Raw genomic sequence first — 11,976 nt, 5'->3', positions numbered from 1 at the left:
GTATTAAATTGCTTGTGTGTTATTAATAGATCCTAATACGATTGTAACGTGATTAGAACGTTTTCTTATTCTGTGTGCACGACCTTGTGGTGCTGGACGAAGTCTTTTCAACATCATTCCACCATCAACTGTAATCGTTTTAACAAATAAACCTGCTTCTTCCATATTAGCGTCAGGGTTTTTTGCTTGCCAGTTAGCAATAACAGATAAAACCAATTTTTCTAATTTTCTTGAAGCTTCTTTAGAACTAAATCTTAAGATGTTTAATGCTCTCTCTACCTTCTGACCTCTTACCAAGTCCGCTACTAAGCGCATTTTTCTAGGTGAAGTAGGGCAGTTATTCAATTTCGCGAAAGCAATAGACTTATTAGCCTCTTTTCTCGCATCTGCTGTTTCTCTTTTACGAACTCCCATTGCTTCTTATTTTTTACCTTTATTTTTTGCTCCAGCATGACCTCTAAAAGATCTAGTTGGTGAAAATTCTCCTAATTTGTGACCTACCATGTTTTCAGTTACGTAAACTGGTACAAATTGACGACCGTTATGAACTGCGATAGTTTGCCCAACAAAGTCTGGAGTAATCATAGAAGCTCTAGACCATGTCTTTACAACTCCTTTGTTTCCACCTGCTATGTTTTCTTGAACTTTCTTGTCTAACTTATAATGAACGAAAGGTCCTTTTTTTAATGAACGTGCCATATCTTAATTATTTCTTTCTACGTTCTACGATATACTTGTTACTCGGGTTTTTCTTAGAACGAGTTCTATAACCTTTTGCTGGTATTCCATTTCTTGAACGTGGATGTCCACCAGAAGAACGTCCTTCACCACCACCCATTGGGTGATCGACAGGGTTCATTGCAACAGGTCTTGTTCTAGGTCTTCTACCTAACCATCTTGTTCTACCTGCTTTACCAGATACAACTAATTGGTGGTCTGAATTAGAAACAGCTCCAATAGTAGCAGCACAAGTTAACAAGATTAATCTTGTTTCACCTGAAGGCATTTTGATTGTTGCGTATTTCCCGTCTCTTGCCATTAATTGAGCAAATGTTCCAGCTGAACGAGCAATTACTGCTCCTTGACCTGGTCTTAACTCAATACAAGAAATAACAGTTCCTAATGGAATTCTGCTTAACGGCATTGCATTACCTATTTCCGGTTGAGATTCTGGACCAGAAACTAATTTCTGACCTACTTTCAATCCGTTTTGAGCAATAACATATGTTTTCTCACCATCAGCATAAGCTAACAATGCTATAAATGCAGTACGATTTGGATCATATTCAATTGATTTCACTGTCGCAGGAATTCCTTCCTTACTTCTTTTGAAATCAATAATACGATATCTCTGCTTGTGACCACCACCCGTATAACGCATGGTCATCTTTCCTTGACTATTTCTACCTCCAGAGTTTTTTATCGGCGCTATCAAAGAGCGTTCCGGCTTATCAGTTGTAATGGCGTCATAACCATTCACAACTCTAAATCGCTGACCTGGGGTAATAGGTTTTAATTTTCTTACTGACATTTTTCTATCTTAGATATTGTTGTAAAAATCAATTGTTTCTCCTTCTTGTACTTGAACAATTGCTTTTTTAATTGCATTAGTCTTTCCACTGATCAAACCACTTTTAGTGTATTTTGTAGTTCTATCCGGTCTTACGTTCATCGTGTTAACACTCAAAATAGTCACACCATAAGCAGCTTCAATAGCTTTCTTAATCTCAACTTTATTTGCTTTTTTGTTAACAACGAATCCGAAGCGGTTTAAAACTTCACTTTCTTTGGTTACTTTTTCCGTTACTATAGGTTTAATTATGATGCTCATATCCTATTATTTACTTAAGTTTTCTTCAATTATCTCCAAAGAGCTTTCTAAAAGAACTAGGTTATTAGCATTTAGTATAGCATAAGTGCTTAATTCTAAGCTACTTACAACGCTAGATGCCTTTAAATTGCGTGACGACAAATATACATTTTTATTCGTATCGCCCAACACAAATAGAGATTTTTTATTTTCTAACTCTAAAGCCTTCAAAACATTAATGAAATTTTTAGTGTTTGGAGTTTCAAAATTAAAGTCTTCAAGAACGATAATGTTTGACTCTTTTGCTTTCATTGAGAATGCAGATTTTCTTGCCAAACGTTTCAAGCTTTTATTCAGTTTAAATGAATAACTTCTTGGTCTAGGTCCAAAAACTGTTCCCCCACCTTTAAACAATGGATTTTTTGCACTACCCGCACGAGCAGTACCAGTTCCTTTTTGTTTTTTAATCTTACGTGTACTTCCCGCTACTTCAGCTCTTTCTTTTGCTTTGTGCGTTCCTTGTCTTTGATTAGCTAAATACTGCTTAACATCAAGATATACTGCGTGATTATTTGGTTCAATTGCGAATACTGAATCAGAAAGTTCAACCTTTCTTCCAGTATCTTTTCCGTTGAAATCTAATACTTTTACTTCCATTACTTGTGAATGATTACATAAGAGTTGTTATGACCAGGAACACATCCTTTTATAACAAGTAGGTTCTTTTCAGTAACTACTTTTAATACTCTAAGGTTTTGAACGTTTACATTTTCTCCTCCCATTCTTCCAGCCATACGCATTCCTTTGAATACTCTAGATGGATAAGAAGAAGCTCCTACAGAACCTGGCGCTCTTAAACGGTTATGTTGACCATGAGTTGCTTGACCAACACCACCAAAACCGTGACGTTTTACAACCCCTTGAAAACCTTTACCTTTAGATACACCTTGTACATCTACAAATTCTCCTTCTACAAACATAGAAACATCGATAAGATCTCCTAGTTTTTGTTCTGTTGCAAAATTCTGAAATTCAACGACTTTTTTCTTAGCTACAGTTCCCGCTTTCTTAAAGTGACCTAAAGCCGCTTTTGTGGAATGTTTCTCGTTTTTGTCATCGAAACCCAGTTGCAACGCTTCGTACCCGTCAACACCAATGGTTCTGACTTGGGTAACAACACATGGACCAGCTTCAATTACTGTACAAGGAATGTTCTTCCCGTTTTCATCGAAAATACTAGTCATGCCGATTTTTCTACCAATTAACCCAGACATAAATATTAATTATTAATTATTAAATATAAAAATAGAACACATCATTTAAGTGGAGCTTATTTTTAAAGTGGTGCAAAAGTATAACTTATTTACACACAATCCAAAAAAAACTTCCACTTAAACAAAGTGCCCTTTTTACTCTTAAGTAAATCCTTAAACTTTGATCTCTACTTCAACTCCACTAGGCAATTCTAATTTCATTAAAGCATCAATAGTTTTAGATGAAGATGAATAAATATCAATCAATCTCTTGTATGACATTACTTCAAATTGCTCTCTCGCTTTTTTGTTAACGTGCGGAGAACGTAGTACTGTAAAAAGTTTCTTGTGAGTAGGCAATGGAATTGGTCCTGTTACTACTGCACCGGTACTCTTAACCGTTTTTACAATCTTTTCAGCAGACTTGTCTACTAGCATGTGATCGTAAGATTTTAGTTTTATTCTGATTTTTTGACTCATTTTCTTTAAGATTAAGCGTTTCCTTTTGCTTTTTTGATTACTGCTTCCGAAATATTAGAAGGAGTTTCCGCGTAATGTGAAAATTCCATAGTAGATGTTGCTCTACCAGATGATAACGTTCTTAATGTTGTCACATAACCAAACATTTCTGATAATGGCACATCTGCCTTAATAGTCTTCGCGCCATTTCTATCTCCCATGTCATTAACCTGACCTCTACGACGGTTAATATCACCTACGATATCTCCCATGTTTTCTTCTGGTGTAATAACTTCCATTTTCATGATCGGCTCAAGAATAACAGCACCCGCAGCTTTAGCAACTTCTCTATACCCCATTCTTGCAGCTAATTCAAAAGAAAGAGCATCAGAATCGACAGGGTGAAAAGATCCGTCAGTTAAAGTTACTTTCAAACTATCTACCTGATAACCAGCTAGTGGTCCAGTTTTCATAGCTTCACGGAAACCTTTTTCTACAGATGGAATATATTCTTTAGGAACGTTACCACCCTTAACAGCGTTAACAAATTGTAATCCATTAGGCACTTTTCCATCAACTTCATCCGCTGGCTCTAATTTAAATACGATATCACCGAATTTACCACGACCACCTGATTGTTTTTTGTATGTCTCTCTATGTACTGCTGATTTAGTAAAAGCTTCTTTGTACTCAACTTGAGGCTCACCTTGGTTCACTTCAACTTTGAATTCACGCTTCATACGATCTACTAAGATATCTAAGTGAAGCTCACCCATTCCTGAGATAATAGTCTGCCCTGAAGCTTCATCAGTTCTAACAGTAAATGTTGGATCTTCTTCTGCTAATTTAGCCAAAGCCATACCCATTTTATCAACGTCAGCTTTAGTTTTAGGCTCAATTGCAATACCAATTACTGGTGCAGGAAATTTCATTGACTCAAGAATAATTGGGTGTTTTTCATCACACAATGTATCTCCAGTTTTGATATCCTTAAATCCTACTGCAGCTCCAATATCACCTGCTTCGATAAAATCGATTGGGTTTTGCTTGTTAGCATGCATTTGGTATATACGAGAGATTCTTTCTTTGTTTCCTGAACGAGTGTTCAGAACATAAGAACCTGCATCTAGACGTCCTGAATAAGCACGGAAGAAAGCCAAACGACCTACGAATGGGTCAGTAGCAATCTTAAACGCTAAAGCAGCAAAAGGCTCTTTAACATCTGGCTTACGCAAGATTTTAGTTTGATCTTCTTCTAACAATTCAACATCATCAGGATGAATTCCTTCGATACCTTCTTTATCCATTGGAGATGGCAAGTACTTACATACTGCATCTAACATGAATTGCACTCCTTTGTTTTTGAAAGAAGAACCAGCAACCATAGGAATGATAGCCATATCCATAGTAGCAGCTCTTAAAGCTATGTTGATTTCTTCCTCAGTAATTGAGTCTTCATCTTCCATAAACTTCTCTAATAAATTCTCATCGTAGTCAGCAACTGCTTCAATAAGAATAGATCTATACTCTTTAACATCAGCAATCATATCCTCAGGAATAGGCACAATCTCGTAAGTTGCTCCCATACCTGCGTCATCCCAAACGATAGCTTGGTTTCTTACTAAATCCACAACACCTTTAAAATCATTTTCCTCACCAATTGGCAAAGTGATCGCAACAGCATTCGATTTTAGCATATCTCTAACTTGTTGACACACGTTCAAAAAGTTAGCCCCTTGTCTGTCCATTTTATTAACAAACCCAATACGCGGTACTCTATATTGATCAGCAAGTCTCCAGTTAGTTTCTGATTGAGGCTCAACACCATCAACAGCACTAAACAAGAAAACCAACCCATCAAGTACACGCAAAGAACGATTTACTTCAACAGTAAAATCAACGTGTCCTGGGGTATCGATAATATTAAAGTGGTACGGTAATGTTTCTGGCAAAAGCTTCCCTTGTGTCGTTGGAAAATTCCACTCACAAGTAGTAGCTGCAGAAGTAATTGTAATACCTCTTTCCGCTTCTTGTTCCATCCAGTCCATTGTTGAAGCACCATTGTGCACCTCACCAATTTTGTGTGTTTTACCCGTGTAAAAAAGGATACGCTCAGTTGTTGTTGTTTTACCAGCATCAATATGAGCAGCAATTCCTATATTTCTTGTATATCTTAAATCTCTAGCCATTTTTCTATGAATTAAAATCTAAAGTGAGAGAAAGCTTTATTAGCTTCTGCCATTTTGTGAGTATCCATTCTTTTCTTAACAGCCGCTCCTTCTTCTTTAGCCGCAGCTAAACATTCTGAAGCTAACCTTTGAGCCATAGATTTTTCATTTCTTCTTCTAGAATAAAGTATCAACCACTTCATTGCCATAGAAATTTTTCTATCTGGTCTAATTTGCATCGGAATTTGGAATGTAGCTCCACCCACTCTACGACTACGTACTTCTACGTGTGGCATAACGTTTGTCAAAGCATCTTTCCAGATTTCTAATGATGGTTTTTCTGCATCTTGCTTTTTAGATTCTATAATGTCAATTGCATCATAAAAAACTTTAAAAGCTGTTGATTTCTTACCGTCCCACATTAAGTTGTTCACAAAACGCGTTACCAATTGGTCATTAAACCTTGGATCTGGTAAAAGTGGTCTTTTCTTTGCCGCTCTTTTTCTCATGTCTTTTTTTTAATAAAATGCTACACCTATACCATCACGAAAAATTCGCAACACTATAAGAATAACGCTTTAAATTACTTTTTTGCTTCTTTTGGGCGTTTAGCACCATACTTAGATCTCCTTTGCGTTCTTCCTGCTACTCCTGATGTATCAAGTGCACCACGAACGATGTGATATCTAACTCCTGGTAAATCTTTTACCCTTCCACCCCTAACTAATACTATCGAGTGCTCTTGTAAATTGTGTCCTTCACCAGGGATGTAGGCATTTACTTCATTACCATTTGTCAAACGTACACGCGCTACTTTACGCATTGCAGAGTTTGGTTTTTTTGGTGTTGTAGTGTAAACACGCGTACAAACCCCTCTTCTTTGAGGACAAGAATCTAAAGCAACCGATTTACTCTTCTTAGTTATCTGAGTTCTTCCTGTTCTTACTAATTGTTGAATTGTTGGCATAATTAATACTAAAAATTTATTATGTATATTTAATTCCCGCTTTTTACGGGGTTGCAAATGTAGATTTTTTTTTTCACTCTACAAACGTTAATTCATTATTTTTTTTCCGAAGTAAACAATTGTTATTTAATGGTATATAGAATCACCCATCTATCAACGAACAGGAACAATTTCTCAATTCCATAGTGATTTTTTGACAATCAGAAAGCAGCTTGACTTTTACTACAAACTTTCGATATTTACATTACTTTTATAAAAACTTAAACACAAATTGAAAAACTTCCTAATTTATATTTCTCTACTTGCATACACCGCAACTTGCTATTCGCAAAATTTTAAACTGCAACTAACAGGCATTTCCAGACAGGAAACTCAAACAATAGACTCTCTAAACTACATTTCGAAACATAAAAATGCACTCTCAATAAAATCAGAGCTTGAAACCACCTCTCAAAGACTGTCACAATTAGGATTTATCGAAAATAAAATTACCAACCAACTTAAAGAAAATGATTCTACCTATACAACACAAATTAGCTTAGGCATAAAAATAAAACATATACATATAAATATAGGTACAAATAATGCGTTTACTAAAACACTATTTAATAACACGACACAAGACAGCATTTTTATACCATACCTCGAAATAGAAAAATTTCTAAACCAAAATACCATTGCCCTAGAAAGAAAAGGATTCCCTCTAGCAAAACTGAAGCTAACAAATATTCAACGAAAAGAAAACATACTATTTGCCAATCTACAATTCGAAACAGAAAATCAAAGACAACTAAACACTATTGTAATAAAACAAACAGACAACCCGACTAAAAACAGTTTTCCCAGTAACTATTTAACCCAAATAAACAGAAAATACAAAAACAAAACCTTCAACCAAGAACTCTTAACGAAAATTCATGAGGAATTTCGAAAAATTAGTTTCGTAAGCCAACCCAAACAACCCGAAATATTATTCACAAAAGACAGTACCAAAGTGTACGTTTACCTCGAAAAAAGAAAATCGAATACTTTTGACGGCTTCCTTGGATTCAGCAACAATGAAAATAAAAAAATCGTCCTCAATGGATACCTTGATCTTACTCTAGAAAACACCTTAAAAGTAGGAGAACAATTTTCACTTTATTGGAAAAGCGACGGCGACCAACAAAAAACATTCAACACCTCCTTAGAACTTCCCTATTTATTCAAAACTCCGATTGGACTAAAAGCACAGTTAAACATTTTCAAGCAAGACAGCACCTATCAAAACACAAAGACTCAGATCGACCTGAGTTATTTTATCAATTACAACACCCGTTTCTATTTGGGATATCAATCAACAGCATCGAGCGACATTCAAAACACAAACAGCACCACACTAGCCGACTACAATAACACCTTTATAACTTCAAAACTAAACTTTTCACAATTTGATTATTCCAAGACGCTTTTTCTAAAAAAATCCTCCCTTGATATAACTGCTGGATCCGGAAAAAGAGAAACAAACAATCAATCAGAATTAAACACAAAATACAAGCAGTTTTTTATCGAACTACAGGCGATGCACACCTTTTATTTAAACACAAAGAACAATATTAACATAAAAAGTTATAATTATTTCCTTTACAGCTCGAACTATCTTGACAACGAATTATACCGTTTTGGAGGAATTAACTCTATCAGGGGATTTAGCGAAAATAGTTTGCAAGCAAATCTCATGACTACTATCATTACCGAATACCGCTACATCATCTCACCGAGCGTATACTTCAATACAATCCTTGATTACTGCAGCTTCCGAAGCCCTAGCTCAATCAAAAACAAAACAGATCTACTCGGTTTCGGACTTGGATTTGGAGTCCAAACTGCAAACGGTTTACTCAAAATATCCCTCGCTAATGGTAGCGAAAAAAGCACAAAAATTGATTTTTATAACACAATTATCCATATTAGTTATAATGTTAAATTTTAGATGCGTGCATAAAAAAGCCTTATTTTAATTAGGAATCTTAACAAATTATTAAGAATTTTGTGAGACTAATTCAAAATAATTAAAAATGAAACTAAAGTTCAATGGAATCTTAGTACTACTTGTAGTACTGATGGCGCAACTAACTTTTGCGCAAGAGAGAGTTGTGACGGGGGTTGTTTCTGACGATGCAGGCATGCCAATACCAGGCGTGAATGTATTGGTTAAAGGAACCAATTCTGGCACACAAACTGATTTTGACGGGAAATATGCTATTAAAGCTACCCCAACTCAAATTCTAGTTTTTAACTACATCGGGATGAAAACCCAATCTGTAGTCGCTTCTAAATCTAACGTAAACATCTCAATGATGTCATCTACCGTAGAACTAGAAGGGGTAGTAGTAACTGCCTTAGGAATTAAAAGAGAGAAAAAAGCACTTGGATACGCAACGCAACAAGTAGGCGGTGAAGAAGTTTCAAATGTAAAAAGCTCGAATTTTGTAAACTCACTTTCAGGTAAGGTTGCAGGTTTAGAGATTAAAACTTCTGGAAACTTCGGTGGATCTACTAACGTTGTTATTAGAGGGAATAGTTCTATCGCTGGTAATAACCAGGCTTTATTTGTTGTTGATGGTGTTCCAATTGATAATGGAAACTCAAACACAGGAACGCAAAAAGCAGGTGGAGGTGGTTACGATTACGGTAATGCTGCATCTGACATTAATCCTGATGACATCGAATCTATCAACGTTCTAAAAGGAGCAGCTGCGACTGCACTTTACGGATCACGTGCATCTAACGGTGTTGTAATGATTGTAACTAAAAAAGGAAAAAGCAGAAAAGGCCTTGGAGTTACAATAAATTCTAGTATCACTGTAGGGAATGCTGACAGCACTACTTTACCAAGATACCAGAACAAATATGGAGCAGGTTACGGTCCTTATTACGGTCCGAATGAAGATCAATACTTCAACGAAGCCGACATCAACGGAGATGGAATTGACGATTTAACAACTCCATTTACTGAAGATGCTTCTTACGGTGCAGCATTTGATCCAAATTTAATGATTTACCAATGGAACTCACTTTACCCACAATTGACAGCAACTTACCAAAAAGCAACTCCATGGGTAGCAGGTAAGAACAATCCAAACTCAGTTTGGGGAACAAGTAGTACTGCAGTAAACTCTGTATCCTTAGATGGAGGTACTGAAACTAGTGCATTTAGATTAGGTTTTACTAATTTATTAGCTGAAGGTAACTTACCAAACAGTAACATTAGAAGAAATACAATAGCTTTTTCAGGATCTCAAGATCTTACTGATAAATTAACCGCTTCTGCTAACTTCAATTATGTAAAAACAGACGGTAAAGGTAGAAATGGAACAGGATATTCTTCTGGAAATGTGATGCAACAATTTAGACAATGGAATCAAATGAACGTTGACTACGGTGCACAAAAAGACGCATACTTTCTTACGGGTGATAATATCACTTGGAATCCCAATGGTCCGGACAACACAAAACCTATCTATTCTGACAATCCATATTGGACATTTTACGAAAATTATCAAACCGATACAAGATCAAGATATTTTGGTAATGTTACTTTAGACAACAAAATTAATGATTGGCTTAGTGTAATGGCAAGGTTCTCATTTGACACTTACGCTGCATTACAAGAAGAAAGAATTAACGTAGGTAGTGCTGATGTATCTAGCTATTCAAGATTTAACAATAACGTTTCTGAGTACAACTATGATTTGATGTTAAACTTCAACAAAGATATAACTGAAAAATTAAACTTAGAAGGAAACGTTGGTTTCAACTTAAGAAACAACGTAGCTAACAGCATCTTTGCAGCGACAAATGGAGGATTAAATTTAAGAGGTTTATACGCATTATCTAATAGTGTAAACCCTATTAACGCTCCGACAGAATACGACGCAAGTAGCATGGTAGATGGTGAATATGTTAGAGCAAGTTTAGGATATGATGACTTCGCTTACTTAGAAGGATCATTTAGAACTGACCGTTCTTCTACATTACCAAAAGATAACAATAGATTTGATTATTTTTCAGTTTCTGGAAGTTTAATCTTCTCTCAATTTATTGACACCCCTTGGTTGTCATTTGGTAAAGCAAGAGCGAATTACGCTGAAGTAGGTAGTGCAACTGATCCATACAGAGTTTTCAATACATTTGCAATTGGAACTCCATTTAATGGGAATGGTATTGCATCAAACCCAGGAACTCAAGCAAACAGAGAGCTTCTACCTGAGAGACAAAACAGTTATGAATTTGGAGTAGAAATGTCGTTTCTAAACAGACGCGTTGGTTTTGATGTGTCTTACTATAACAATCAAAACATCAACCAAATTACAGCTATTCCATTATCTACATCTACTGGATATAGTTCAGCTATTCTAAACGCTGGAACAATTGAAAACAAAGGTGTGGAGGTACAATTTAATGCTACTCCATTTAAAACTACTGATTTCAGATGGGATTTAAACTTAAACTGGTCACAAAACAAAAGTTTAGTTGTTGAATTGTTAAACGGAATTGAAAACTTACAATTAGCAAGTTTACAAGGTGGTATCTCAATAAACGCAACTCCAGGACAACCTTACGGAACGATTAGAGGTAGTGATTTTATTTACGCTGCAAATGGACAACCTATTGTCAACCAAACAGGAAGTGCTAGTAGAATTGGTACATATCAAAGAACTGCTGCAAGTAACGAAGTAATTGGAGACATTAATGCAGACTGGAAAGCAGGTCTAAACAATAGTTTTACTTATAAAAACTTAAATTTAAGTTTCTTAATTGACATGCAAAAAGGTGGAGATGTATTCTCTCTAGATACTTGGTACGGTTACGCTACTGGTATGTATGATTTCTCTGCAGCAAACAATGAATTAGGAAACCCTGTTAGAGATGCAGTTGTAGGAACTCCTGGTAACTATGGCGCTAACTCTGGTGGTGTAATAGTAGATGGTGTTGCTCCTGATGGATCAAAAAATACAGTTAGAGCTAATGCTAATGTTTACACAACTCCTTGGGGTTACGCAAGAGCTCCTAACAAACTACATGTTTATGACGCTGGTTATATTAAGTTACGTGAAGCAAGTTTAACATACAATTTTGGTGAGAAAACATTAGCTCAATTGCCTTTCACTAGTGCTTCTTTTTCAATCATTGGAAGAAACTTATGGATTATTGACAAAAACACTCCATATGCAGATCCTGAAGCTGGTTTAAGTTCTGGAAATGTTCAAGGTTACCAATCTGGTGCTTACCCTTCTATTAGAGAAATTGGAGCGAGTCTTAAATTACAGTTTTAAA

General features: G+C 35.9%; 12 protein-coding genes. 2 read left to right on the top strand and 10 right to left on the bottom strand.

From position 1 onward, the window contains the following. Nucleotides 1-3 precede the first annotated feature (3 nt). The 10 genes from rplV to rpsL all read right to left on the bottom strand — a co-directional run bounded on the left by rplV (nt 4) and on the right by rpsL (nt 6,657). Nucleotides 4-414: a 50S ribosomal protein L22 gene (gene rplV / locus E0F98_RS07585; protein WP_007136561.1), complete on the bottom strand. Its 411-nt coding sequence runs from the start codon at nt 412-414 to the stop codon at nt 4-6. A 6-nt stretch (nt 415-420) separates the two neighbouring features. Next, on the bottom strand, nt 421-699 hold the full coding sequence (gene rpsS / locus E0F98_RS07580) for a 30S ribosomal protein S19 (RefSeq protein WP_007136562.1): 279 nt from the start codon (nt 697-699) through the stop codon (nt 421-423). A 7-nt stretch (nt 700-706) separates the two neighbouring features. Beyond that, nucleotides 707-1,531: a 50S ribosomal protein L2 gene (gene rplB, locus E0F98_RS07575; protein WP_132110115.1), complete on the bottom strand. Its 825-nt coding sequence runs from the start codon at nt 1,529-1,531 to the stop codon at nt 707-709. 9 nt (nt 1,532-1,540) lie between these two features. Further along, nucleotides 1,541-1,831: a 50S ribosomal protein L23 gene (gene rplW / locus E0F98_RS07570; RefSeq protein ID WP_007136564.1), complete on the bottom strand. Its 291-nt coding sequence runs from the start codon at nt 1,829-1,831 to the stop codon at nt 1,541-1,543. A gap of 6 nt (nt 1,832-1,837) precedes the next feature. Then, nucleotides 1,838-2,467: a 50S ribosomal protein L4 gene (gene rplD / locus E0F98_RS07565; RefSeq protein WP_132110113.1), complete on the bottom strand. Its 630-nt coding sequence runs from the start codon at nt 2,465-2,467 to the stop codon at nt 1,838-1,840. Beyond that, nucleotides 2,467-3,084, bottom strand: coding sequence for a 50S ribosomal protein L3 (rplC, locus tag E0F98_RS07560; protein WP_132110110.1), 618 nt, complete (start codon nt 3,082-3,084; stop codon nt 2,467-2,469). Before rplC ends, rplD begins: the two co-directional genes overlap by 1 nt. Before the next feature lie 153 nt (nt 3,085-3,237). Next, the gene (rpsJ, locus tag E0F98_RS07555; protein ID WP_011963470.1) at nt 3,238-3,543 is read right to left on the bottom strand and encodes a 30S ribosomal protein S10; all 306 of its coding nucleotides are present in this window, start codon (nt 3,541-3,543) and stop codon (nt 3,238-3,240) included. A gap of 11 nt (nt 3,544-3,554) precedes the next feature. After that, entirely contained in the window at nt 3,555-5,711 is a 2,157-nt protein-coding gene (gene fusA, locus E0F98_RS07550) for an elongation factor G (protein WP_132110108.1), read from the bottom strand. Between the two features lie 11 nt (nt 5,712-5,722). Beyond that, nucleotides 5,723-6,199 carry a 30S ribosomal protein S7 gene (gene rpsG, locus E0F98_RS07545; RefSeq protein ID WP_035668130.1) on the bottom strand — a complete coding sequence of 159 codons (477 nt, stop codon included), beginning with the start codon at nt 6,197-6,199 and terminating at the stop codon, nt 5,723-5,725. Nucleotides 6,200-6,273: 74 nt separating this feature from the next. Further along, entirely contained in the window at nt 6,274-6,657 is a 384-nt protein-coding gene (rpsL, locus tag E0F98_RS07540) for a 30S ribosomal protein S12 (RefSeq protein WP_007136570.1), read from the bottom strand. 271 nt (nt 6,658-6,928) lie between these two features. Here rpsL and E0F98_RS07535 point away from each other — a divergent pair, with 271 nt between their 5' ends. Both E0F98_RS07535 and E0F98_RS07530 read left to right on the top strand, forming a co-directional pair. Continuing rightward, complete coding sequence (locus tag E0F98_RS07535; protein ID WP_132110106.1) at nt 6,929-8,629, top strand: BamA/TamA family outer membrane protein; 1,701 nt, start codon at nt 6,929-6,931, stop codon at nt 8,627-8,629. 85 nt (nt 8,630-8,714) lie between these two features. Beyond that, nucleotides 8,715-11,975, top strand: coding sequence for a SusC/RagA family TonB-linked outer membrane protein (locus E0F98_RS07530; RefSeq protein WP_132110104.1), 3,261 nt, complete (start codon nt 8,715-8,717; stop codon nt 11,973-11,975). Nucleotide 11,976 lies beyond the last annotated feature (1 nt).

It is taken from the genome of Flavobacterium hiemivividum (genome assembly GCF_004349145.1).
Taxonomy (GTDB): Bacteria; Bacteroidota; Bacteroidia; order Flavobacteriales; family Flavobacteriaceae; genus Flavobacterium; species Flavobacterium hiemivividum.
The sequence above is the reverse complement of the archived record's forward strand: the minus strand, read 5'-3'. Positions and strand labels throughout refer to the sequence as shown.

What these genes read in the sequence shown, in the direction of transcription:
- rplV (WP_007136561.1), bottom strand. Translation starts at nt 414, where the DNA reads ATGGGAGTTCGTAAAAGAGAAACAGCAGATGCGAGAAAAGAGGCTAAT.
- rpsS (WP_007136562.1), bottom strand. Translation starts at nt 699, where the DNA reads ATGGCACGTTCATTAAAAAAAGGACCTTTCGTTCATTATAAGTTAGAC.
- rplB (WP_132110115.1), bottom strand. Translation starts at nt 1,531, where the DNA reads ATGTCAGTAAGAAAATTAAAACCTATTACCCCAGGTCAGCGATTTAGA.
- rplW (WP_007136564.1), bottom strand. Translation starts at nt 1,831, where the DNA reads ATGAGCATCATAATTAAACCTATAGTAACGGAAAAAGTAACCAAAGAA.
- rplD (WP_132110113.1), bottom strand. Translation starts at nt 2,467, where the DNA reads ATGGAAGTAAAAGTATTAGATTTCAACGGAAAAGATACTGGAAGAAAG.
- rplC (WP_132110110.1), bottom strand. Translation starts at nt 3,084, where the DNA reads ATGTCTGGGTTAATTGGTAGAAAAATCGGCATGACTAGTATTTTCGAT.
- rpsJ (WP_011963470.1), bottom strand. Translation starts at nt 3,543, where the DNA reads ATGAGTCAAAAAATCAGAATAAAACTAAAATCTTACGATCACATGCTA.
- fusA (WP_132110108.1), bottom strand. Translation starts at nt 5,711, where the DNA reads ATGGCTAGAGATTTAAGATATACAAGAAATATAGGAATTGCTGCTCAT.
- rpsG (WP_035668130.1), bottom strand. Translation starts at nt 6,199, where the DNA reads ATGAGAAAAAGAGCGGCAAAGAAAAGACCACTTTTACCAGATCCAAGG.
- rpsL (WP_007136570.1), bottom strand. Translation starts at nt 6,657, where the DNA reads ATGCCAACAATTCAACAATTAGTAAGAACAGGAAGAACTCAGATAACT.
- E0F98_RS07530 (WP_132110104.1), top strand. Translation starts at nt 8,715, where the DNA reads ATGAAACTAAAGTTCAATGGAATCTTAGTACTACTTGTAGTACTGATG.